The following is a 19,865-nucleotide window of genomic DNA, read 5'->3' as shown; positions in this document are numbered from 1 at the left end:
TCTATCCTGCTTGTTCGGCGATAGCCCGGCCGTCTTCGGTTAGAGTGACGCCACCCTGCGACCCGATATGGATCAGGCCGGCGTGGACGACGTTGAGAAATCCCCGCGCTGCGGGATTCGCTTTCTCACCGCGCAGAAGCAATTTTAGGATCTCGACTGAATGCGACTGCAGTCCCTGGTCGAAGGCTACCACGGCCTCATCACCTCGACGAGTTCTCCGATAGCCCTGTCCGGAAACTGCGATGTGGCCGGTCTTCGCAAGCTTGTTGAACATGGCCTTCTCGGGCCCGCTGGCATTCCGTGACGAACTCCCGGCGGCAGGCGCCTGACGCAGGTATCCGATTCTTCGGGCATCGAGGGTCATTGCTACAGAACCTGAGGGGTTGGCTGAGGCGTCAGAAATCGTCTTCGGATTCTGCGTCGGCATCGTCATCGGGTGTGTCGATAAAAACAGCACTGTCGGAGATGGTGGCTTGGGTATAGCCCAAACCCTCCAGGGCGGAATGGACCGAGTTAACGCAACCGTCTTCGCCACGTGAGGCCAAGCGCCGGTGATCTCGAAGACGGTGTTCTTGGGCAGGGCAAGGCTTTGGACGATGTCCTTGATGACGTCGATTTGGTCCGGATCCTCCCCGAGCCTGCGGATCGAGGCCCGGCCTTGAGCTTTGGCGCGGTCGAGAGCGCCTTCGATTGCGAGCCGAAGGCGGGGATAGAGTTCGAGCTCATCACAGAGCGATCCGCCAATGACGATAACGTGGTCGTTCCAACGCTCGACAAAGGCCGCGAGACATTCTCGCGCGGCGCGAGCGTCATATCTTCCAAGATTGAAGTCAGCCGAGCCGCAGGCCGACCACGACGAGAAAAGGCAGCGGGGCCGCGGAAGCGGCAGTGCTGCTGCTCATAGTGGGGCGCTTTCCGGGAAATCAGGGAGTTCGTCGCCGTTCCAAACGACAAAGGCCGGCTCGAAGCCGGCCCCTCATCCGTAAGTATGGTGCGATCTGGACGTCAGGCTGCGCTCTTGGCGCGCGTTTCGACTGCCGGCCTCAATCGCCGGGCGATGTATTTCTTGAGGAGATCGTCGAGGTGCCCGGCGAATCGGGTTCCCTCCAGGCCGTAGCCGCTCGCGGAAGGACGCGCACCGAGCCAGACCGGTGTGTCGCCGGGCAGCTCGAGGTCCTCCTGGATCAGGTGCAGGACCGGGTAGAGGGGAAGCGAAACCCCGATGTGCTCGAAGGACGGGCCACGGTAGGCAACGATGCCGCGGTGATCGACGAAACCGCGAACTAGTCGCTGCAAAACCGGATCTTCAGGGCCGGTGACGAATCCCGCAGCGGTGAGCCATTCGACCGAGGAGCGGTGATCATTCTCGGAGGCATAGACGATTCCTGACGGCGTGATGACGAACATCCGGCGCCGCCAGAAGAGGGGTTCGACCTTTTGGGACTTGTGCAGCTTAGGACGCTTCTTTGTGTCGCGAGCCATAGTGGGCAGTCCATTCCTGGGGATTTCAGCTGATGTTGCTGCATCAAGGATGCGACCTTTGGGACGCTTCGACTCTGCACGGGCTCCTGATCATCTCTGAGAATTATACTACGTCGCGCCTGCACCGGGCTATTTGTGAGTCTCGAGGCGCGTAACAGCGGTGCGGGTTCTGCACAGCAAATGCCGCCGCAACCGCCATGGGAGGCATTGGTGCGACGGATTGCGCGAGGCCTACAGAACCACGAGGAGGTGCCCAGAACGGGACTCTGCAGCATTGCTGATCGCGGAATCTGGCGGAGCCAGCTGCAGCGGCCACAACCTGGAACTTGTGTCCTGGGACCCGTACGAAAAAGAAGCCCTGCCCAGGGAAGGACCGGGCAGGGCTTCCATTCGGAGCCTGGTACGCAACGCGGCTCTCATTACGTTTAGTAAAGCGCTACGGTAAAGAAAGAATTTCCGCCGCTCAGAGCCTAGAAGGGCGGCTCACCCTGAAGGCTGGTGGTCGGGACCGGAGGTTTTTCGTGTGGGCATAAAAATACCCGCCGAGGCGGGTCGTGCTGGGCGAAGGACGGCTTTGAAGCCGTCCCGCCCCGAACCCGGTGTGGCTCACTCGCCCAGTAGGTAGGGATACCGGCGAAGGCTCTCGACCTCGAGCTGACGGGCTTCCGTCCAGATCGTGCGGATGAAGCGAAGTGCGCTGATGATAATCATGGTTTTTGTCCCCCTTTCTGTCTGATTTCTATATGGGAATTCATGTTGCAGCGCGGTAGATGCACTGCAACAAACATGCCATGCGTACTGGGCATGGAGCGTGCATTACCGCGCCGTCCGAAGGCCGTGCACGACGGAGGCGTGCCGAAGACCTCGCCGGAATGGCGCTGGGCACCGCCTTGTCCAAACTCGCGGTTGAGCATCGACAACGGGAGCCGCGCAGCGTGGCCCCGCTCTGCAAGCAAGCCTTCGAGTCGTCCGTGCGCCGCGCACAGCAGCGATCCGTTAACCCGCTGTGGGTAGGTTCCCGTGAGCCGCTCCCATTTCCAGGTGTTTCTCGGGCGAAAACCCGGCGTTGAGCCCCCACCGCGCCAGAGCGGCCAAGAGCGCGGGGTCGTCCTGCGCGGACCTGGCCCGAACCGGGGTCGGGGGAGTGATTACCAGGCGACGCCGTTCACGTTTCTCGCCCAAAAGGACCGCATTCGCTAGTTGATTCAGATTCTCTTCTTTTTCCTTAGGAGGAATCTGGAAAAACGTCTCTTTGGGAGACTTTGGTTTCCGAGCAAGGAATGCGAACCAAGCCTCGAACTGACCAGCGAACTTGTACTGGATTGGCTTGCGGTAGACGCCTGGGGTTCCGTCCGCGGCCGTGACCGACTGGTAAGCCGATCCGTCGACCTCGACGACCTCGATGAAGCCGACGGTGATCAGCGTCTTGATCGCGCCGCGGATCTGGGCCTCGGTGAGCCCGAGATCCTTGTTGTCCTTCAGGACGCGCCGGTCGATCGGGAAGGCCGCGATCCCGTAGGGACCCCGCTTGGTGTCGATGCGCCGCGGCCCGCTGTTCATCCGGCCCAGGAACACAGCGAGCTTGTGTGCGGCTTCCCGGTTCCGGAAGGAGAAAAGCCTCACCGTCAGGAGCTCGTTGGCGCTGCGGGGCAGCTTGTAGTTGCCGTTCCAGCGGGAAGGGATGAAGCGGCGGCGTGATCCCCGCGCGCGGGATCTCGTTCCCGGAACCGGTCTCCCGGCGGGTCTCAGAAGGGCCGACATGATGGTCTCCAGGGACGGAATTCGTCCTGGATTCGATCAACAATAACCCTCTCGAAAGGCTGTCAATTTCCGTTCTCGCGGACACTAGGTTTAGGTCGCGGATTCACTAGGTCTAAGTCGCGGAATCGCTAGGTCCGCGACGCGAGTCGCTAGGTATTGGTCGCGGCCGTTCCGAAGCGCGACTTAAACCTAGTGCCCGACTCGGAAAATCCACTAGGTTTAAGTCGCGGATGCCGGAAGCGCGACTTAAACCTAGTGAAACCCAGTCCCATCCCGGATTAGCTCATTGAAGTTGTTGAGCTTTTTGCCCAGGAGGGCCTCCGGAACTAGGTCTGACTCGCGCTTCGACACTAGGTTTAAGTCGCGCTCCACTCCTGAGCGGAAACCGGTGGACAGGTGCGAGCTTCGATGGAACGAAACGGCTCCGGTTGAGTCGTCAAGACCAAAAGGATTTCAGCCATGGCCTTGAATGCGCGAGATCGAGTCGCCGATTCGGATATCCGTGCCGCCGGATCAGTATGACCAGCGCGACTTAAACCTAGTGATGCGCGACTTAGACCTAGTGGGAGCGCGACTTAAACCCAGTGCCCCAGTCGAGAAAGTTGGGATTCAAAACCGTTTACCTCTTGCAAGCCTAAGCGATGTGATCCCAACCTTGCCGCAAGGAGCGTGCTCGCATGTCCAAGGTCGTTCAACTGAAGCCCCAGCCGAAGCCGTATGAGCCACCCGTTCAGTTCGATTTCTGGGAGATCGACGATCCGGACCGCAGGCTCACCAACACCATCGCTTTGTGGGACGTGGCCCCTCGCTCGGTCTTCCGGCATGCCGAGGATATCCGAATCGCCAGTGGAGACGGCAAATACCTGAAAACGATCGAGCGCACATTCACCCATGGCGGCAGCGTCTACATGGTGACTCTTACCCCGGCTCGTATCCGCAGAGAAGGAAAGGACACTGAGCAATATCCGGGTGAACGTGAGCAGCTTGTCGAGGAAGTGATCCGGCAAATCGCGGTGATGAAGAACCGACTCTCGATGGTCGCAGGCGACAAGGGCGAGGTTGGCGTCACCTTCTCGATCTATGAAGTTGATAGGGAACTGGAACGCACCGGTCACAAATTCAGCTTCTACGAGATCCAGGACGCCTTGACGGTCCTGCACAGATCCACGGTCGAAATCGTGCGGCTCGTCGAAGGCAAGGACGGGACAATCAAGGAACCCATGGTTTCAGGTTCAACCTTCCCGATGTACCGGTCCGGCGATCGTCGCAACGCCGAATCGGCCACGACCGTCGGGTTCAACTGGCTCGTCTCTCAGGCGCTCATGCACCTGGATTTTCGGCAAATGGATTACGAAGTCATCATGCGGCTAAAAAGCCCCATCGAGCGATGGCTGTATCGCCGTCTCAATCACGAGATGTTCTTCCAGCGGTCGCCGTCCATCGCGCATGTGATCCGAGCTTCGGAGATCATTGACGGTTGCGGGCTGACCGGATGGACTCGACTGCGCGATGTCCTCCGCCGTGTCACGCAGGCCGTGAACGCATTGAAGGGAGAAGGTGTCGTGGCCGATGTCGAGATCCGCGACATCATGCAGGGACGTTCGAAGGTCGATGTCGAATATACGATCATTGCTTCCGAGAGCCTCGCAAAACACATGACCGATGCCCAGCGGATCGCCTCCCGGAAGAAACAGGATTTCCGGGAGGTCACGGGCAGCGATCCGGTCGCGTTCATCCCGAATGACGCGGAGAAGCGCGCCCGGCTGCGCAGGATCAGGAACCAGCAGCTGGCCGGGGAGAAAGCGCTGAGCCTCCCCCTCGACGGAAACTAGATCACCAGCAGTATTTCGGGAGGCGACGCTTCCAGCGCTGTCCCGGCAGGAACCCATCCTTGTTCCGAACTGCGATCCATCTGGGGCGTGACCGGGTGCGCGAAACAACAGGGCCTGAAGGCTGCACGTGGGGGATTTCCACGGTCCCTGAGAGGCTAACGAGCTCGGGTTCTACGCTAGGCTCCAGCACAAGTTCCTGGCGAGCCGCGATCTGGTGATTGTCAAGCCGAGCAGACTCTATGGCGGCCAGGAGCGGCGGTATCTGATCCTGGGCCATTGCCAGCTGATTCTTCGCAGCCTTGGCCTTGCGGGTATCCGCGCGCTTAGCGTCCCCCTCGGTCAACGTGCGACCCCGATGATTGCTGCGTTCCTGATCGTTCTGCAGCTGCCGCTGGAGCTCGATCTCGGGCTGGATCACGCTGGGCAGGACACGGCGGGGACGAGAAGGCTCCTCTATCGGCGAACTCGGAGCTTCAGGAGACGGTGCATCCGCTGGGCTCGAGGACCCCGCGACCTGCTCGGCTTGCCCCTCAGATGCAGAGCTATCCTCCGCTCGTCCACCGAAGGCCCGTTCGGTGGCTCTCTTCGCCTGATCGTCTTCAATATCCGCCCGCACGTCGACGATGGGTAGATCGTCGGGCTCGCAATCAAAGGGGAAATCGAACTGCGTATCTGAAACACCCGCGGGGAATGCAGGGCGCGGATTGCGGGCGCGGCTCATCGTCTCGACCGTCAACGGCCTGAGTGCGCGAGGTGCCATGTCGTGCGGTGCCATATGTTTGGGTGAAAGTCGTCAGACTCTGTGGCCCAAAATTATGTGCGCTCTTCGAGCCTGTCTAGAATCAGAGAACTCCGTTTCCACCGATTTGAGAGATGACGCTGAGCGACTCTTTGCGGTGCGGAGAGTAGCAAGAAAAAAGGCGGCAACCCTGATGGGTGCCGCCTTCTGGTGAGCTCAAAGTTCGTCTGCTGCCCGTCGGCAGTAATCGTCTCGGGGCGCGGCCTGTCAGTGCGGGTTACGCCGCGTTCTGCGCGGCCAGGACAACCCGAGCGTCAGGCGAATCGACCGGGTCGAGCATCTCCGCGATCTTTAGGCCGGCGACCTTGCTCGGATGATCGGGCCAGGCGGTGTTGATGTAGGGCCGGACGGTGCCATCGTCGAAATGGCTCATCCAGACCTGGTCCCGCTCGCTCCAGCGAATCCGATTGCGCTCGCTGCTGGCCGGGTGGGTGCGCAGCGCCTGCTCGAGCGTCCTGGCAGCAATGATGGCGCCCGTGTAGTAGCGGTAGGCGCTGGTGGCGGGTCCGTTCGGGACGAGTTGGTAGACGTAGTGCCTCATGACGATTCCTTTTGAGCGCGGAGGATCGAGCCCGAGGGCTTTCCAGTCGGGGCGGAGGTGCGAGCCAATGCGACTCTGCGGCCCGAGCCAGTTGGAGCCTCTCGCTCGTGAGAGTTCGGAACGAGTGGCTGTTGGCCCCAGATGGGGTCGGCGCTGAGTTGTTCGCAGACAACTCTGGCCGGGCGGGTAACCGGACCCCTCTTTGGCCTTCCGACCGGGCCTCCAGGCAGGTGGTATTTCGCGCGCCCGGGCGACGCATCGGCCCGAAGGGCAGCGGCCGATCGAAGGTGGCCAGCCGATTCGCCTGCCGACGGCTTCGGGCCTTCGCCGGGGCCATGGCGGGCTGTGCCGCGGCTCCGGCGCGTTTTATGCCCGGCCCGCGGTTCACGCCGCCGCGGACATCGCGAAGTCGATTGCCCCGTCGCTGGCGAGTTGGACCGTGAAGCCGTCTCGCGAGGCCCGCACGATGTACTTCTTGAGGTCCACGAGGCCCTTCGCCTCTAGGATCCGGACGCGGAGGCCACGGAAGCAGATATTCCGCGTTCCATCGGCCAGGACCTTGCTGGACTCGAACTTCAGCTCGGATTGCTTTTCCGTCGAGGCGAAGAACAGCTGTCCGTCCGGCGACTCGCTGAATCGATAGAAGCCCTTGCCGGCGAACATGACGCCTGCATAGGTTTCGGCCGGGACATAGAGGCAGAAGGTGTCGGTCCCCTGGCTGTTGTAGCGCTTCCCGTAGGTGATGATGACCGGTTCCGAGGTCTGCTTGGGCGGCGTCGTGTTGTTGACGACGAGCGTCGGCTGGGTCGCCGGTCGGGCCGTGGAGATCTCGAAGGTCTCTACGGTCCGCAAGTTGCCTGGATGGCCAGTCAGGCGGAAGGTGAACTCGGAAGCGCCTTTCCCATGAGCCTCGAGAAATGCTGAGAGGATGCCTTTCTGCATGAGGCTGTTGTTTCTCATGATGACGATCTCCTCAATGTGGGAGCCGTCCTGACCGCGGGGCCGGACATGCTCGACAAGAAGGTGGCGCACCTTCTCGTTGTTCGCGTGGGCTGCGGGCTGAACTGGGCCGACGTGGACGATACGAACCGTCACCGTCTGGACGTTTGCGTGGAGGAACTTGTCGAAATCGAAGTCGACGCGCGAATGGTTTGCGTGCATGGTCTTGGTCCTGACTATTTGGTTTTTGGCGAAAATTCGGAGCTGCAATTCGGCGAGCGGGCTGCCGATCAGAAAAGCCCGGTCACCTTGGGTTATGTGGCAGCCGGTATTGCCTCAGAGATATCCGAGCCGGCGAAGATCGGCCTTGAGGTGCCTGCCGCTAACCGCCGCCGCGGCGGCAACGTAGGTCTTGCCATTGACGTCGGTGGCGATCGCGGCGTGAGACCAGAAAGCGCCGTCTCTCATTGCTTTCTCAACGAGCGGCACGAGTTTCGCGTCCTTGCCAGGCAGCCCGATGCCGCCGGTGTTCGGGCGATCGACTCCCCTCCAGACAGCAGAGATCAGGAAGCCACCGAGTTCGTGGTCTTCCTCGACGAGCACGTCTTCGAGCATGGCTGCGATGGCGGGATTCATCATTGGCAGCTCTCAATTCTGGCGACGGCGCTATTCTGCTTTGCATCGCGTTTCGCGAAGAACTCCTTGTCCTCGAGAGGTATTTCGCGGTGGCAATTGCCCTGGATGACCCGCGCTCCGGTATCATCGCCGTTGCCCTCGAGACTGGGTGTGGTCCACCAATACGGACCATAGAGAGCCATCGGCTCAGCCGTGATCATGCAAATCTTCCGGGTGGGATTTCCGGTGCTAGGATTGACACCTGGCGTGTGGTGGAGACGCACCGTGGCTTCGGCCAATTTCGGGACGTCGGCCGCCGGAACAATGTGCGTCTTGGCGTCCCCCGTGTCCTGGAAAATGAGCGTGACGAGCCGCAGTTCGCTGAGTCTGAGATCCTCGACTGTCGAGAGATCCTGCTGTGCGTCCATGATTGTCTGTCCTTAAAGGGATTTCGCAGCGGGGCTGCTTTCGCCTTCCGTTCGGACTCAACCTGTTTGCACTCGAGCCGATGGCGGGAATTGCGTGGTATTCCGGCTCGCCCAAGTGATCCCGTCGGCTGTGATGTGGAACATCGCGTCAGGCCAGGCGATTTGACCGCTCCGTCTCACGGATGGGCGCAGATCCTGGAGCGCGCGGCGTGCTGAAGCAGGTAGGGAATGGAATCGGGCAATTGGCTTATGCGGCGCACAAATCGGGTGTTTGAGCTATGGCAACGGCTCAATTGAGAGCCCGTCCCGAAAATGGTTGAGTGGTCGAGGCCGCTATGATTCCAGGAGGGTGCTGAAGCCTGACCTGGAACCGCGATGTGGACCCCGACCACTCGGCGGCAGTATAGCCGCGACGGGTTGCGATACGAAACCGATTTGACCGATGCCGAATGGGCGCTGATCGAACTGCTCCTGCCCGAGCCCCACGCCCGAGGACGTCCGCGCCGCTGGTCCGCTCGGGAGATCCTGAACGCGATCTTCTATGTGCTGCGCGGTGGCATTGCCTGGCGGCTCTTGCCTTCTGATCTGCCGCCCAAGAGCACGGTCTTCCGCTGGTTCAGCCTGTGGCGTGACACCGGTGTGTTCGAGACCATCAACCACCTGCTGGTCATGGCCGACCGGGAGCGGGTGGGACGGGAGGCCTCGCCCACAGCCGCCGTGCTCGACAGCCCAAGCGTGAGGACCACCGAGAGCGGCGGGCCGCGAGGCTATGATGCCTGCAAGAAGGTCAAAGGCCGCAAGCGCCAGGTGATGGTTGACACCGACGGGCGTGGTCTGATCCTGGAGCCCCAGCCGGCGGACGTGCAGGACCGGGATGGTGCCTGTGTGGTCCTGCACCTGTCGCGGCGCTCGTTCCCATTCATCGCCACAGCGTTCGCCGACAGCGGCTATGCCGGCGAGACCCCGGCCCAGGCCACCTCGATCCGCATCGAGATCGTCAGAAAGCCGCCCGACCAGGTGGGCTTTGCGGTGCATCCGCGCCGCTGGGTTGTTGAAAGATTCTTCGCGTGGATCAGTCGCAATCGCCGGCTCTGGAAGGATCCGGAGGCGACGCTCACTTCAGCCCGCGCCTTCCTTTATGCCGCTTCCGTCATGCTCCTCGTCCGCCGCTTGGGACGACACTCATGATTACGGGACGGACTCTGAGACGCGTAGTGGAGTAGAGAATTATGATCCCCGGTCTGTTTGCTGACTATGACAGGATTTATCGTGTTGCTCCCTCCCATACCGAGGGAATGCAAGTTCTTCTTGCTGAGATCGAAAGTGATTATCCGGACGAAGGAAAGCGCCGCGCGTTCATGAAGAACTTTGGATATTTCCATCCCGACTGGGGCGTGAGCGATGTAGTCGGCCTGGTCCGCTTGGACGTTTCGGAAGAAATCCGGGACGAGACCTATGAGCGACTTTGGGCGGCAGGTCGTGGAGTGGGCGTCACGGATCTGATCCTAACCTTCGCCAGGAAAGATCCGGCCGCTTACGAGGAGGAGGTACACCGGCTCGCGGCACTGCCCCAGTGGAACCTGTTGCCGCTTCCCGACAACACCCTGACGGTGGTGCGCAGCGTCGACTACGTCGGTACGGCGGCAGCATAGGCATTGCGGGACGATTCAGGGCTTCCATTCTGGCTTTGAGCCGAATGGAAGCCCTCGTCTTTTGTGAGATTGCCGATCTCTGGCGCTATGGCGGCGGGAAAGCGGCGTCGAGCGCCGGATTGCGGGCCCTGAGTTGCGGCGCATCGGTCTGCGCCTTGCGTAAGTTCCAAGCATTGCGATCGCCGTGAACATGGACCGCCAGGTGCCCGGCTAAGACGCTGGCGACGGCCAAGACGATATCGCCACGGTATTCGGGCGTTTGCGCCAGCCCCATGGCGCCGTTGCAATCCATGATCCCGAGGCCGGTCAACTCTCTCAGGAGTCTGACCCGCTCAGCAGGGGCGCGGAGGTCATGTGCTGTCTGCCTTGGTTCGAGCACGCTCTGGATCTCTCTCCAGACACAATCAGGGGACTTCATCCCGTCGACGGTCTTCAACACGCCTGATTCGGCGTAGAACTCCGAAAGTGGCGCGGTGAGTTCCCGGTATTCCCGCATTCGGGTCTCGAAGGCGACTGGATTGTCGTCGGACCTTGGTTGCTCTCCGCGCTCGATCGCGTCGGACGCTCGCTTCATGATTTGCTTGAGAAGAATATCGCGATCGACCTGGATTTCGACGACTGCATCAAGCGACATCTCATTCCGGGATAGAAAGGCATTGAATATGCGGGCTTGCACGAGAGTGCGCGGAAATCCGTCGAAGAGGAAACCGGCCTGTGTGTCGGGCTGCTTGATGCGATCGATGGCGATCTCACAGACCAACGCGTCTGGGGCAAGATTACCGGAGGCCGGATTGTAGATGCCCTGGTACTTGGCGGCCCGCAGCATGGCGCCGGTCGAAAGGTGCGGAATGCTCCAGTGCCGGGAAATACGCTCCGCTTGAGTTCCTTTTCCGGCCGCGGGCGGGCCAAGGAGGAGAAGTCTCATGACGTGTCCGTGCGTTTTCCGGTTGAGCGGCGGGGCGGGCGATCATGCCTGGGGTGGAGTCGATGTTTTGGCATGATCGCAGCAATTCAGGGCATCGGGATTTCTCGCTTCCGCTATCGGAAAAGCCGGGACCGAAGCCCCAGCCTCTCGAGAGATCCAGTGTTTTGAGTCGGGACTCCCTCTGCCGAGGGATGGGCTTGGGCGGCGGGCCGGCGATCTGGCCGCCCAGCCCTCACGCCGCCTGCAGGCGCGCCTTGCGGGCGTAGTAGCCGCGGATCGCGGCCAGCTGGGCGGGGCTCCGGACGGGCTTGTCACCAGCCGCGTCCTGGGATGCCGGAGCCTTCTTGGCCTTCGGCTGGCGGAGTGCCAGCAGCCCCTCTTCGCGCATTTTCTTGAACCAGAGGCCACGCGGCAGATACGGGGTGTCGTAGACCTTCTTCGCCGACGTGGGCTCGACTGCGACGGACTCGTCGGCGACAGCACTGATGTCGATCGTGAAGGTCTGCATGTCGTTCCAGTTGCCGCTGAGGGTGTCGAGATATTCGAGTTCTACGGACGGGATGGTGAAGCGATCGAGAGCAATGCCAAATTGGTCGGCGCCGTTTACGGAGCTCTCGAGATCGATGAAGTCGAAGATCTCGGCGACGGAGTCGAGATTGAAGCGGATGAGCACCGGGCGCTCGTCGGTGAGAGCCGCCGTGACATCGTCCAGATGCCGGCCAATGTAGAGGCCGTCGTAGATGACGTTCTCGCCGCTTACATCAAGCTCGACGCAGACGCTCGAGAGGCCGTTGACGGAAATGTTCTGGGCCTCATCGCTGGTCGCGGTGAAGTAGACGTAGCCGACGTCATCCATGGTTATCGTCCTCTCGGGATTTCGAGTTTGTGTGTGATCATTGTGGGTTTGCCGATCGGTCAGACCGGCTCGCCGAGGGGGCGAGGTGAAGGGCCGGCTCTCGGCGGCCCTATCTCTCTGGGGGCTCTTACGCGGCCCGCCGGGGCTGCAGCTGGCCGAGCCGGCGCTTCATCGCGAACCAGGCCGCACGGGACATCTTCGGCGTCCAAGGGAGGTTCTTCTGCGCGCCGGCCTTCGGAGGAGACAACTCGTCCGGGGCGAGACGATAGAGCGCGAGAACCATCCAGGTCGGCTCACCCGACCCCGGGAGCCCGACTTCGACCTCCGCATAGTAGGGATCGATCACGAAGGGGCGCTGAGACACCGCGATCGCGTGGCCCGATTCAGTGCTGACGACCTCCTGGAGATCCTGGATCAGGGTGGGGCGGAAGCGGATCAGGAACTGGTGCTCGTCATCGCTGAGGCGGACAGCGGCCTTCCGAGCGGCTTCCGACGAGGTCCAGCCGGAGACCGTGTAGGCTTGGACCTCACGATCGTTCCGGTCGCGACGCTTTGCAGGTGCCGACTTGATGCCGATGCTCCGGCTCAGATCGAGAAGATCGGCTGCCGACATGTCCTGGTAGAGGTAGGCAGGTGCGTTGCTGGGGACCATCGGGGCGTCCTCCTGGGATTTTCAGGCGATTGAGGATCGCTCGTTCTCTCGTCCAGGGTCGTAGTGTTCTTCCGGAGTTCAGGCTGGCTTCTCGTGAAATCCCGCTTCGGCCCCGGAGGGCTGCTAGTGTAGGATTTCCCTGGAAGGCCTCAGCGAAGGGGTGCGCGATGGATCGGATCGTCGTTCCGGTGACGGGGTATAAGCTGGACCTCTATCCCGCTACGGCTGCTAGCGGTGGCCGACGCGGCGGCGCCTCGGCAGGCGACGTGAGCCTGCGTTCGCTTGAGCTTGGCCTTGCGCTGCCGTCGTTCTGGGCCCCCGACGAGATCACCGATGCATTCGCCGAGGCGAACCGCATTTGGATTCGCGAGGCCGAGATCGAGTTCTCGCCGGTCACCGTGACGCCCCGCTCCGAGGTCGTTCCGGCAGGCAGCAGCGACATGTGGGCTCACTTCATCAACCACCTGTCACCAAAGGGCCGGGGCGTCGGTGTCGGCTTCGTCTACGATCTTCCCGAGCAGGAGGGCGGCTGGGGTGGGGGGCGCGTCGCGGTGGTGGCCGGCGTCAAGGTCTGGTCCGGGATTGCCGGCTTCGCGGGCAACACTCTCGCGCACGAACTCGGGCATGTGCTGATCAACGACCCGAACCACAATTCCGCGGATGGTGATGCGAGCAACCTGATGTACGACCGGCGCAACCCGCGCGTCGCGAACGCCGGACTGTTGAACCCACGCCAAGTAACCGAGGCAAGGAAGCGTGCGCTGCTGCTGTGACGGCGAGTGCGGCTGCGACGACAATCGGGGTGCGAGCCGAAGAGAGGCTTGTCACCTCATATGGCTCATCTAGTGAGCCAGTGAGCTGAGATGATCGGTTCAGAGGATTTTGTGTCCTGACGCAGAGAAAAGCCTGCCATCGGCGGGCTTTCGGAGCACCTGCTCTCTCGCGACGGTTTCAGGATCTTCGGGCAGACTGGACGTCGCGGGTCGATGCATCGATCTGGACTCTCCAAAGCCCGCCCTCCGAGGCCCTGAGGATCTTGTCCCGAAAATCTGGGAAGCTCTCGGCGGTGGCGCGGATCGACTCGAAGAGATCTCCCGCCTGCTGGATCAGCGCCGTGAGCTGGTCGACCGTCAACACGCTCGCATCTTCGATATTCTCGACGGAGCGATACCAGCGAACGCGGATCTCGCCGAAGCTGAAGTTGTTCGCTTCGGGTTGGAGCGTGTCCTCGTCGAGTTCGTCGTGAACGTCCGAGCCCCTCAGGATCATCGTCGCGGATCCGCTCGCGTCGGTGAGGACAATGGTGTTGGCCGAGTCGCGGCCGATCGGAGACGTTCCGGCCCGGCGGAGATCCGTGCCGACGATGTCGCTGAACGTATCGAGGAGCATGCTGTCGATGTAGCGCAGGGCGGCAGTGATGCTCTGATGGGAGGCAATGGCCACGGGGTTCTCCTGACGGATGGCTGAGGGTGTTATGACCGATCGAGACCGGTCCTGTGGAGGCGGCCGAAGCCGGAACGACGCTCAGGCCCAGCGCCGGGCGAGCCCGCGGCGGACCAGATGCTCGCCGGCGTCGACGCGGCCCTGATCCGAGATGGCTCTGACCCGGGCCAGCGTCCGCCCGAAGCGATCCCGGCCGCCGGAGCTGACGATCTCGATGGTCTCGGCATACCAGATGAGGTCCTTGAGCGCCTTCTTGGCGTCCTCGCCCCTGCGGCCTTCCCACAGGCTTCGGAGGCCGCGGGTCTCGGGCGCGTCGATATTCGCGATGCGGATCCGCTCGGGGCGGAAGAAGCGCCGGCGCACTCCGATGGTATCGCCGTCGATCACGAAGACGTCCCGGGCCGAGACGGTGCGGGTCCGGAGCGCGTCGAAGACCTTCAGGACGAGGATGGCAAGGGCAATGCCGATTACGACCTGGGTCAGGCTCATCGCGGGTCCTCCTGGGGTTTTCCGATCTCGGGCTTTCGCCCTCCCCTGCTCGGTCCGACCTCCTTGTCCGAGACGAAATGTCTGCCCCTCCTGCGGGATTTTCGAATCCACGCAAAAGAAAACCCGCCAGGGGCGGGTTATCGGTAAGAGCAACTATCGCGGTGTCAGCGCCTCGGAGGCGACCGGCGCTTTACGCGCACGGGCACCATTTCCTGGCGTCGAGGAAAGAAGGCCTCGGAAAGGATCTGCGCAAGGGAGTCGGACAAAACTCCGAAAATCGTGCGAAACGTGCTGGCGGACAATTTCAAAAAGGAGCGCATATCTTCCCTCGCGACGAGACTCAAACATATGCATTCGATTTTGCGCCAGCAACGCTCAGAACTGCGGCCGATTCTCACCAGACCCGATAGGCCGTTGCTTCGGGACGCCGACTGTTGAGACGGTGCGCCGCGGCCACGAGCTTGCCTTCGAGGCGCAATTGCCGGTCGGCCATCTGGATCATGCGGGCGTTCGGCTCGGTTCCGGCCCGAGGATCGATCGCCTGCAGGCAGGCTTCGGCCTCTTCCGCGCTTCCGGTGAGGGCCGCCGCGATGATCAGCACGGCCGCAGGACTCCGGGAAACGCCCATGTGGCAGTGCACGAGGATTCTGGCCTCAGGCCCGGCTGCGCGCGCGAACTCGATGATCCGGGCGATATGGCCGCCCATCGGGGGCTCGATCCACGCGGGGCCCTGCCCTACACCCGTGGTCACGTCATGAAAATGCTGCACGAGGTGGTTCTCAGCCGGGATCTCGAGAACCGGAGCGTTCTCGCCGGGATCAAGGATGCTGAGAACATGGCTCGCCTGAAACGAGATCGCATCTCGAGCAACGCACTGCAGGGTCGACAAAGCAATCGCGGGCAGGCTCATCGTGTCCTCTGAGGGTTTGTGTAACGGGCTCAGTCCTGAACCTGGGTCAGGATCCCGAAGATGTTCTTCGAGGGCGTCCATCCGTTCATACGCCCGCGATTGTTCGAGATCTGGACCTGATCTGACCGGACGGCGGTCACGAGGTGAAGGTAGTGGGTTCCCCTCACCTTGCAGAGGACGATCGAACCTCTGGAGAGAAGGCGGTCGTTGAGCGGTTCGACGGTGCACAATTGACCACTCTGGATCAGCGGCACCATCGAGTGCCCCCGCGGGCGAAAGTTCACGGTCTCGCCCTGCAGGAGCTTGGTGATGTAGTCGGTCGCCCAGCTCATCGGACTTATGCCGGCCGGATGGCCGTCACGACGATATGACCGAGGTTCGGGGCCACCATGCCGGCGCACAGGACCCGATCCGTGGTGACGATCACCTCCTGATCAATGAGCGCAATGACGTCCAGGAGATTATCGATCTTGAGGGTTACGTCGTAGCCGACATCACCGCTATAGAGGACCGGAACGTCGTCTTCGATCTGCAGGACGCCCCGCATTTCGCCGGGGTGTTCCATCTCGATCATGTTTTTATAGATTTCTGCGTCCGGATTGATGTCCATCATGGCAAGTTCAATTCTGCTTTCGGGATTTGTTTAGCGACAGGAATTCCCCGATCTCGCACAAATCGATGTCGCAATCGGAAGGCTCTGCCTTGACCCATTTATAATAATCTCTTTGTGGATCATCGCTGCATTCGGCTGACGCGTAGCTCCAACAACGCGTATAATTGTGTTTTTGTAGTGTGCGACCCAGATCGCGACTGCTGACCTGTTCGTAGTAGATCGCCTGGATATAGTGATGAGACGCTGCGAACTCTTCAAGCCATGTCGCGAAATCGCGGTAGTATCCCTGACCTTGGAGATGATCCGCAACTTCTAGGTTTGCGATCACGATAGAGCGATACCACTTCTCGTCGATTGTAACGGGTTGGTTTCGGACATAGACACGCATCTCGGGGTCGTGCCTGGTGCCTTGCTTGATCCATTGTTTCTTCGTCTCGTACGGCGGTGGACCGTCGAAGTAACGGGTGATTCCAGACTGGATGATCGGGATGCGGCTCATGACGCGTCCTTGTTGCGCAGGCGGTGATGGCGCAGAGAAATTGCGCCGACGACGAGGGCATGCGTCAGCGGGATCGAGCCGCTACCAAGTTGGAACGTGTTCACCTTCCAGCCTTCCATGGCCTCGACGGATGTCCAGCCCTTGTCCTCGACGACGCGCAGCGTGGCGCCTGGGGCAATCATGTCCACGGCTTTCCAGGCCGATGCCTCGTCGCCATAGGCGAGGACATCGCGAAGCAGTGAAACGAGGTGAGGCCCGTCCAAGAGAGCCTGCCGATGTCTCGCGAGAACCTCCTCGACCTCGGTCTCCTCCACGATCCGCTTGCGGGCGACCGCCGACACCGGCTTTGGCATCCAGGGTTCGCCTTCGGGAACCGGCCGATCCTCGTATTGCTGTCTGTCGGTGACCGGGTCTGTTTTCCAAAGCTCGGAGAGAAGCCTCCGCAACTCGGTGCCGATCAAGGACGAGGCATCGACCTGAAGAACCTCGGGTCTCCGGAAATCCGGAGCGTTGTCGACGAGCTCAATCCGCGGCAGTGCGAGGAAGGCTTCGTATTCTGCGCTGTCTGGCGACGGTGCGCTGTCGACCACGACAGCCCGGCCGGTGTCCCGAGCCCGATATCTGGGGATCCCGTCCACCGTAAGCGCAACGCCGGTGCAGTCGGGTCCGAACCCGGCTCGCGCGAGCGCGCCCGGCAGATGATCCGCGACGAGACGGTCCGCGGCGACGGCCGCCTCTACGAAGACTGCGGTGACTTTCGACATCAGCCGACCTGTCTCTGAAGTTCGGGACGCACGAGGGCAAATTCAGCCTCTGCGACGAGCGTCGCATGGAAGTTGATTGCGGCGCCCAGGAGCGCCACTGCTTCCGAGGAGTGCTCCCGGGAGCGCGTCGACTGGCCCTCGTTGCAGTTTTCCGGACATTCATCGTCCAGGTTCACGTAATCGACGATGATCTTGCCTCCTTGGATGGCGACCGTGAACGTTGCATCAGGGCAGAGAGCCCTGGATACGCGGATTGCGGCATCGAAATCCCCCTCCTCGATGACCTTGGCGATATCCCGGGCAACCTGGCTGCCATAGCGGGCCGAAATATACCGGCGATGCTCCTTGAAAAACTCCAACCCCGGAAGGTCCCTGCCGGGTCGGGAAATCTGGGCGCCGAGAGTCTCGAGCGGACTATAGGAGAGAGGCTTCATCGATTTTGTCCTTTGGAATTATTCCGCCGCGTGCAGGTCATCGTCGCAACCCCCGAAATGAACAGCTCGCCCACATTGCTTGGCGATAGCCCCAGGAATGGCAATGTTTCAGTCGGATAGCCGATTATGGGCGCAATTCACAGGCCGATGCCGGGAAGGAATTCCTTAAAGAGTTGCCTCCATTTTTGAGATGTCCCCTTGAATTGTTTATTACTCTGGAACCGGTTCGATGCTGCGACAGATTTCAGTGCAACAGGTCCAACAGATCATCGCGATGTGCCATGAGCATGTCGCAAATCTGCCCGAGGACCCGGACTCCGCCGGAAGCGATCTCTGGAACAGCGACGTCGCGACCCTATCACCTGCAGCCAAGGCCGTGCGGGACTTCCATACCGTTCTGTCGTCTCAGATCGCTGACCTGAGCAAGGAAGCGCAGGTCGAGCTCCTCGCCTTGATGATGATCGGCCGCTACCCAGACGACTTCCGCTCGTTCGGGGATGCGGTGGCGGAGGCGCGGAGCGAGTTCGACCGGCATACGCCGGGGTATCTGGCCGACAAGCAACTGGTCTTGGCCAAGTATCTCGAAAGCGGGCTTCAGGTGATGCCGAGGAGATGATCTGAGTCGCGGAGTGCAGGCGCGGAGCGGCGCGAGGCCGAACTGGGGAGGATCCTGGATCAGCGGGTTACGTCTTCGGCAATGTCGAACTCGTCGAGCCGGTAATGCGTGGCGTCACCGATAATGACCAGACGGCGACTGTGCCCGTCTAGCCCTGTTTCGAAGCGCGGGGCATTCTTCCTGCAGAGGTCCAAATAGGCGCGGGTGAGAAGACCGCAGTCACCGATGCGCGACGGGCCGATGAGGCAAGCAAGCTTCCCCACGCGGCTCTCCAGCGGCAGCGCCGGCCACTCGGCCTCGAAGGTCTCGAGATCTTGTCCATCCCGATGCAGCCGATGGTGACTAAACAGATGACGGACACCGCCGAGGGAATCGACGATTCTCTTCACTGCGAGTTCAAGGCTCTCGCGGGTATAGCCCATGGTCGTATTCTCCTGGGGTTGTGAGTGCTCTCAGGTCCAAGCGGCTGATGCCACTGCGATTCCCAGAAGGTGTAGTTTGGCCAGCTTGAAATGCTCGATGGCCCGGTGATGCTGCGAGTTGCAGTCATGATCGACAGGGCGCCGACCCATCGACCATGAAGGTGTCGGGGCGCGATCAGGTCGCACGGAAGGGCTTGTGGACTCCGTTGGTGAAGTCAGCCTCGGCCGTGATCGTTTTTGAGACCGAGCGCCTGGCGATACAAGTCCACGACCAGCTCGAGCTCCTCGCGCTTCCGCCGCTGGGCCAGTGTCTCCATGGTCTCGGCCGCGACGATCTCGACGGCTTTCCGCGTGAAACCGAGCCGCTGCGCCTCCGCGAGGACGTTCCCGACGTCGGTGCCGATCGCCTGCAGCTCCTTTCGGAGGGCATCGGTGGGGCGCCCTTCCCTACGGTTCTCTTTGATGTGCCGGCTGACGGTTTCCCGTTCCCGATAAAGCACCACGAGGCGATCGACGAAGCTCCGGAGCAGATCAGCGGCCGTATCGTCTTTGGAAATCGTCGCTGGTGTCGCCTTGGTCATGGCTCCCGGGCACACCGGATCGCCTTGACCGGAGGGTGGCCGAGCCAGTCGCGAACTGCTTCGAGCGAGCTGAACTGATGTTCGATCTCGGTGAACGGTGCCGGTCGCTCCGGTGGCGGGAGATCGTTTAGGAGTTCAGCACTCCATTTCGAGGGGCTGTGGGGACCATGTCTTACGACACTGGCAATAATCTCGTCGTCCCGCATAACATCGTAGGCGCCCGGTGCGAGCTGGATCAGCTGGTAACTCATTCGTCCTCCGTCCGTCTCTCGAGTTGAGACGCCCTGTTCCTATAGAATTGTGGCGCTCGACCCACCACCCTATTTCCACCTTCGATGGATGTTCCCGCTCAGGCGGGATGGAGGAGGTACAACAATGCCTACATACGTGGTCGTAACCAGGCGTGAGGCTCAGGCGGGCTCGAAAACGGCCGAGGAGAATGTCCGAGAGGTTCCCGGCGTGCGGATCGTCAGCGGCAGCAATCCACAGCTCATCACGGTCGAGGCCTCCGAGGAAGCTGCGGCTGAGATCGAGCGCCGGTTTGGGAACCTTCTCCTCATAGAGCCGGAGATCCGCGCCGGCTCCTGACGTCCTGAAGGCACTAACTGTGAG

Annotated in this window: 27 protein-coding genes; 6 read left to right on the top strand and 21 right to left on the bottom strand. The window is 61.4% G+C overall.

The annotated features are described in order from the left end of the window. Position 1: 1 nt before the first annotated feature. The 3 genes from BN1233_RS29060 to BN1233_RS43410 all read right to left on the bottom strand — a co-directional run bounded on the left by BN1233_RS29060 (position 2) and on the right by BN1233_RS43410 (position 3,243). Positions 2 to 274: a hypothetical protein gene (locus BN1233_RS29060; RefSeq protein ID WP_046867134.1), complete on the bottom strand. Its 273-nt coding sequence runs from the start codon at positions 272 to 274 to the stop codon at positions 2 to 4. A gap of 731 nt (positions 275 to 1,005) precedes the next feature. Further along, positions 1,006 to 1,482 (bottom strand): hypothetical protein, encoded by a 477-nt coding sequence (locus tag BN1233_RS29050; RefSeq protein ID WP_046867132.1) that lies wholly within the window; start codon positions 1,480 to 1,482, stop codon positions 1,006 to 1,008. A gap of 996 nt (positions 1,483 to 2,478) precedes the next feature. Next, positions 2,479 to 3,243 carry a hypothetical protein gene (locus BN1233_RS43410; RefSeq protein WP_048710107.1) on the bottom strand — a complete coding sequence of 255 codons (765 nt, stop codon included), beginning with the start codon at positions 3,241 to 3,243 and terminating at the stop codon, positions 2,479 to 2,481. Between the two features lie 677 nt (positions 3,244 to 3,920). Between BN1233_RS43410 and BN1233_RS29040 the strand changes: the two genes are divergently transcribed. Continuing rightward, entirely contained in the window at positions 3,921 to 5,075 is a 1,155-nt protein-coding gene (locus BN1233_RS29040) for a hypothetical protein (protein ID WP_046867131.1), read from the top strand. A 1,016-nt stretch (positions 5,076 to 6,091) separates the two neighbouring features. Here the strand turns inward: BN1233_RS29040 and BN1233_RS29030 are convergent. From BN1233_RS29030 to BN1233_RS29015, 4 genes are all read right to left on the bottom strand, one after another. Then, positions 6,092 to 6,415 carry a hypothetical protein gene (locus BN1233_RS29030; protein WP_046867129.1) on the bottom strand — a complete coding sequence of 108 codons (324 nt, stop codon included), beginning with the start codon at positions 6,413 to 6,415 and terminating at the stop codon, positions 6,092 to 6,094. 384 nt (positions 6,416 to 6,799) lie between these two features. Then, the gene (locus BN1233_RS29025; RefSeq protein ID WP_046867128.1) at positions 6,800 to 7,576 is read right to left on the bottom strand and encodes a hypothetical protein; all 777 of its coding nucleotides are present in this window, start codon (positions 7,574 to 7,576) and stop codon (positions 6,800 to 6,802) included. Between the two features lie 114 nt (positions 7,577 to 7,690). Further along, positions 7,691 to 7,993 carry a hypothetical protein gene (locus tag BN1233_RS29020; protein ID WP_046867127.1) on the bottom strand — a complete coding sequence of 101 codons (303 nt, stop codon included), beginning with the start codon at positions 7,991 to 7,993 and terminating at the stop codon, positions 7,691 to 7,693. Continuing rightward, positions 7,990 to 8,397 (bottom strand): hypothetical protein, encoded by a 408-nt coding sequence (locus BN1233_RS29015; RefSeq protein ID WP_046867126.1) that lies wholly within the window; start codon positions 8,395 to 8,397, stop codon positions 7,990 to 7,992. The genes BN1233_RS29020 and BN1233_RS29015 overlap by 4 nt, the downstream gene beginning before the upstream one ends. 375 nt (positions 8,398 to 8,772) lie before the next feature. Here BN1233_RS29015 and BN1233_RS29010 point away from each other — a divergent pair, with 375 nt between their 5' ends. Both BN1233_RS29010 and BN1233_RS29005 read left to right on the top strand, forming a co-directional pair. Continuing rightward, complete coding sequence (locus BN1233_RS29010; RefSeq protein WP_046867125.1) at positions 8,773 to 9,585, top strand: IS5 family transposase; 813 nt, start codon at positions 8,773 to 8,775, stop codon at positions 9,583 to 9,585. Positions 9,586 to 9,626: 41 nt separating this feature from the next. Further along, positions 9,627 to 10,049, top strand: coding sequence for a hypothetical protein (locus BN1233_RS29005; protein ID WP_046867124.1), 423 nt, complete (start codon positions 9,627 to 9,629; stop codon positions 10,047 to 10,049). Positions 10,050 to 10,134: 85 nt separating this feature from the next. Here the strand turns inward: BN1233_RS29005 and BN1233_RS50830 are convergent, their stop codons facing one another. The 3 genes from BN1233_RS50830 to BN1233_RS28990 all read right to left on the bottom strand — a co-directional run bounded on the left by BN1233_RS50830 (position 10,135) and on the right by BN1233_RS28990 (position 12,482). Next, positions 10,135 to 10,974 carry a nucleoside monophosphate kinase gene (locus tag BN1233_RS50830; protein WP_063779858.1) on the bottom strand — a complete coding sequence of 280 codons (840 nt, stop codon included), beginning with the start codon at positions 10,972 to 10,974 and terminating at the stop codon, positions 10,135 to 10,137. Between the two features lie 232 nt (positions 10,975 to 11,206). Next, positions 11,207 to 11,830, bottom strand: coding sequence for a hypothetical protein (locus BN1233_RS28995; protein WP_046867123.1), 624 nt, complete (start codon positions 11,828 to 11,830; stop codon positions 11,207 to 11,209). 127 nt (positions 11,831 to 11,957) lie between these two features. Beyond that, complete coding sequence (locus BN1233_RS28990) at positions 11,958 to 12,482, bottom strand: hypothetical protein (protein ID WP_046867122.1); 525 nt, start codon at positions 12,480 to 12,482, stop codon at positions 11,958 to 11,960. Positions 12,483 to 12,649: 167 nt separating this feature from the next. On the opposite strand from BN1233_RS28990, the gene BN1233_RS28985 reads away from it, so the two are divergent. After that, positions 12,650 to 13,255 carry a hypothetical protein gene (locus BN1233_RS28985; protein ID WP_046867121.1) on the top strand — a complete coding sequence of 202 codons (606 nt, stop codon included), beginning with the start codon at positions 12,650 to 12,652 and terminating at the stop codon, positions 13,253 to 13,255. Between the two features lie 178 nt (positions 13,256 to 13,433). Here the strand turns inward: BN1233_RS28985 and BN1233_RS28980 are convergent, their stop codons facing one another. The 8 genes from BN1233_RS28980 to BN1233_RS28945 all read right to left on the bottom strand — a co-directional run bounded on the left by BN1233_RS28980 (position 13,434) and on the right by BN1233_RS28945 (position 17,634). After that, positions 13,434 to 13,925: a hypothetical protein gene (locus BN1233_RS28980; RefSeq protein WP_046867120.1), complete on the bottom strand. Its 492-nt coding sequence runs from the start codon at positions 13,923 to 13,925 to the stop codon at positions 13,434 to 13,436. Positions 13,926 to 14,006: 81 nt separating this feature from the next. Further along, complete coding sequence (locus tag BN1233_RS28975; protein WP_048710100.1) at positions 14,007 to 14,414, bottom strand: thermonuclease family protein; 408 nt, start codon at positions 14,412 to 14,414, stop codon at positions 14,007 to 14,009. 394 nt (positions 14,415 to 14,808) lie between these two features. After that, on the bottom strand, positions 14,809 to 15,324 hold the full coding sequence (locus tag BN1233_RS43405; protein ID WP_052763969.1) for a hypothetical protein: 516 nt from the start codon (positions 15,322 to 15,324) through the stop codon (positions 14,809 to 14,811). A gap of 29 nt (positions 15,325 to 15,353) precedes the next feature. Continuing rightward, complete coding sequence (locus tag BN1233_RS28965) at positions 15,354 to 15,656, bottom strand: hypothetical protein (RefSeq protein ID WP_046867119.1); 303 nt, start codon at positions 15,654 to 15,656, stop codon at positions 15,354 to 15,356. Positions 15,657 to 15,661: 5 nt separating this feature from the next. Continuing rightward, a complete protein-coding gene (locus BN1233_RS28960) occupies positions 15,662 to 15,937 on the bottom strand; it encodes a hypothetical protein (protein WP_046867118.1) in 276 nt (91 codons plus the stop codon). A 7-nt stretch (positions 15,938 to 15,944) separates the two neighbouring features. Beyond that, positions 15,945 to 16,436, bottom strand: a complete 492-nt coding sequence (locus BN1233_RS28955) for a hypothetical protein (protein WP_046867117.1) — start codon at positions 16,434 to 16,436, stop codon at positions 15,945 to 15,947. Continuing rightward, complete coding sequence (locus BN1233_RS28950; protein ID WP_046867116.1) at positions 16,433 to 17,200, bottom strand: hypothetical protein; 768 nt, start codon at positions 17,198 to 17,200, stop codon at positions 16,433 to 16,435. Before BN1233_RS28950 ends, BN1233_RS28955 begins: the two co-directional genes overlap by 4 nt. Then, positions 17,200 to 17,634 carry a hypothetical protein gene (locus BN1233_RS28945; protein WP_046867115.1) on the bottom strand — a complete coding sequence of 145 codons (435 nt, stop codon included), beginning with the start codon at positions 17,632 to 17,634 and terminating at the stop codon, positions 17,200 to 17,202. Before BN1233_RS28945 ends, BN1233_RS28950 begins: the two co-directional genes overlap by 1 nt. A 229-nt stretch (positions 17,635 to 17,863) precedes the next feature. On the opposite strand from BN1233_RS28945, the gene BN1233_RS28940 reads away from it, so the two are divergent. Next, on the top strand, positions 17,864 to 18,250 hold the full coding sequence (locus tag BN1233_RS28940; protein WP_046867114.1) for a DUF3775 domain-containing protein: 387 nt from the start codon (positions 17,864 to 17,866) through the stop codon (positions 18,248 to 18,250). A 59-nt stretch (positions 18,251 to 18,309) separates the two neighbouring features. Here BN1233_RS28940 and BN1233_RS28935 read toward each other — a convergent pair whose 3' ends face one another. The 3 genes from BN1233_RS28935 to BN1233_RS28925 all read right to left on the bottom strand — a co-directional run bounded on the left by BN1233_RS28935 (position 18,310) and on the right by BN1233_RS28925 (position 19,504). Next, entirely contained in the window at positions 18,310 to 18,672 is a 363-nt protein-coding gene (locus BN1233_RS28935; RefSeq protein ID WP_046867113.1) for a hypothetical protein, read from the bottom strand. Between the two features lie 215 nt (positions 18,673 to 18,887). Then, a complete protein-coding gene (locus BN1233_RS28930) occupies positions 18,888 to 19,253 on the bottom strand; it encodes a GapR family DNA-binding domain-containing protein (protein ID WP_046867112.1) in 366 nt (121 codons plus the stop codon). Continuing rightward, positions 19,250 to 19,504, bottom strand: coding sequence for a hypothetical protein (locus BN1233_RS28925; RefSeq protein WP_046867111.1), 255 nt, complete (start codon positions 19,502 to 19,504; stop codon positions 19,250 to 19,252). The genes BN1233_RS28930 and BN1233_RS28925 overlap by 4 nt, the downstream gene beginning before the upstream one ends. Before the next feature lie 124 nt (positions 19,505 to 19,628). Between BN1233_RS28925 and BN1233_RS28920 the strand changes: the two genes are divergently transcribed. Then, positions 19,629 to 19,841: a hypothetical protein gene (locus BN1233_RS28920; RefSeq protein WP_046867110.1), complete on the top strand. Its 213-nt coding sequence runs from the start codon at positions 19,629 to 19,631 to the stop codon at positions 19,839 to 19,841. Positions 19,842 to 19,865 lie beyond the last annotated feature (24 nt).

This window comes from Microvirga massiliensis, from assembly GCF_001006805.1.
GTDB lineage: Bacteria > Pseudomonadota > Alphaproteobacteria > Rhizobiales > Beijerinckiaceae > Microvirga > Microvirga massiliensis.
The sequence above is the reverse complement of the archived record's forward strand: the minus strand, read 5'-3'. Positions and strand labels throughout refer to the sequence as shown.

Excerpts from the sequence above, each read along its gene's own strand:
- BN1233_RS29060 (WP_046867134.1), bottom strand. The coding sequence starts at position 274 with ATGTTCAACAAGCTTGCGAAGACCGGCCACATCGCAGTTTCCGGACAG.
- BN1233_RS29050 (WP_046867132.1), bottom strand. The coding sequence starts at position 1,482 with ATGGCTCGCGACACAAAGAAGCGTCCTAAGCTGCACAAGTCCCAAAAG.
- BN1233_RS43410 (WP_048710107.1), bottom strand. The coding sequence starts at position 3,243 with ATGTCGGCCCTTCTGAGACCCGCCGGGAGACCGGTTCCGGGAACGAGA.
- BN1233_RS29040 (WP_046867131.1), top strand. The coding sequence starts at position 3,921 with ATGTCCAAGGTCGTTCAACTGAAGCCCCAGCCGAAGCCGTATGAGCCA.
- BN1233_RS29030 (WP_046867129.1), bottom strand. The coding sequence starts at position 6,415 with ATGAGGCACTACGTCTACCAACTCGTCCCGAACGGACCCGCCACCAGC.
- BN1233_RS29025 (WP_046867128.1), bottom strand. The coding sequence starts at position 7,576 with ATGCACGCAAACCATTCGCGCGTCGACTTCGATTTCGACAAGTTCCTC.
- BN1233_RS29020 (WP_046867127.1), bottom strand. The coding sequence starts at position 7,993 with ATGATGAATCCCGCCATCGCAGCCATGCTCGAAGACGTGCTCGTCGAG.
- BN1233_RS29015 (WP_046867126.1), bottom strand. The coding sequence starts at position 8,397 with ATGGACGCACAGCAGGATCTCTCGACAGTCGAGGATCTCAGACTCAGC.
- BN1233_RS29010 (WP_046867125.1), top strand. The coding sequence starts at position 8,773 with ATGTGGACCCCGACCACTCGGCGGCAGTATAGCCGCGACGGGTTGCGA.
- BN1233_RS29005 (WP_046867124.1), top strand. The coding sequence starts at position 9,627 with ATGATCCCCGGTCTGTTTGCTGACTATGACAGGATTTATCGTGTTGCT.
- BN1233_RS50830 (WP_063779858.1), bottom strand. The coding sequence starts at position 10,974 with ATGAGACTTCTCCTCCTTGGCCCGCCCGCGGCCGGAAAAGGAACTCAA.
- BN1233_RS28995 (WP_046867123.1), bottom strand. The coding sequence starts at position 11,830 with ATGGATGACGTCGGCTACGTCTACTTCACCGCGACCAGCGATGAGGCC.
- BN1233_RS28990 (WP_046867122.1), bottom strand. The coding sequence starts at position 12,482 with ATGGTCCCCAGCAACGCACCTGCCTACCTCTACCAGGACATGTCGGCA.
- BN1233_RS28985 (WP_046867121.1), top strand. The coding sequence starts at position 12,650 with ATGGATCGGATCGTCGTTCCGGTGACGGGGTATAAGCTGGACCTCTAT.
- BN1233_RS28975 (WP_048710100.1), bottom strand. The coding sequence starts at position 14,414 with ATGAGCCTGACCCAGGTCGTAATCGGCATTGCCCTTGCCATCCTCGTC.
- BN1233_RS43405 (WP_052763969.1), bottom strand. The coding sequence starts at position 15,324 with ATGAGCCTGCCCGCGATTGCTTTGTCGACCCTGCAGTGCGTTGCTCGA.
- BN1233_RS28965 (WP_046867119.1), bottom strand. The coding sequence starts at position 15,656 with ATGAGCTGGGCGACCGACTACATCACCAAGCTCCTGCAGGGCGAGACC.
- BN1233_RS28960 (WP_046867118.1), bottom strand. The coding sequence starts at position 15,937 with ATGATGGACATCAATCCGGACGCAGAAATCTATAAAAACATGATCGAG.
- BN1233_RS28955 (WP_046867117.1), bottom strand. The coding sequence starts at position 16,436 with ATGAGCCGCATCCCGATCATCCAGTCTGGAATCACCCGTTACTTCGAC.
- BN1233_RS28950 (WP_046867116.1), bottom strand. The coding sequence starts at position 17,200 with ATGTCGAAAGTCACCGCAGTCTTCGTAGAGGCGGCCGTCGCCGCGGAC.
- BN1233_RS28945 (WP_046867115.1), bottom strand. The coding sequence starts at position 17,634 with ATGAAGCCTCTCTCCTATAGTCCGCTCGAGACTCTCGGCGCCCAGATT.
- BN1233_RS28940 (WP_046867114.1), top strand. The coding sequence starts at position 17,864 with ATGCTGCGACAGATTTCAGTGCAACAGGTCCAACAGATCATCGCGATG.
- BN1233_RS28935 (WP_046867113.1), bottom strand. The coding sequence starts at position 18,672 with ATGGGCTATACCCGCGAGAGCCTTGAACTCGCAGTGAAGAGAATCGTC.
- BN1233_RS28930 (WP_046867112.1), bottom strand. The coding sequence starts at position 19,253 with ATGACCAAGGCGACACCAGCGACGATTTCCAAAGACGATACGGCCGCT.
- BN1233_RS28925 (WP_046867111.1), bottom strand. The coding sequence starts at position 19,504 with ATGAGTTACCAGCTGATCCAGCTCGCACCGGGCGCCTACGATGTTATG.
- BN1233_RS28920 (WP_046867110.1), top strand. The coding sequence starts at position 19,629 with ATGCCTACATACGTGGTCGTAACCAGGCGTGAGGCTCAGGCGGGCTCG.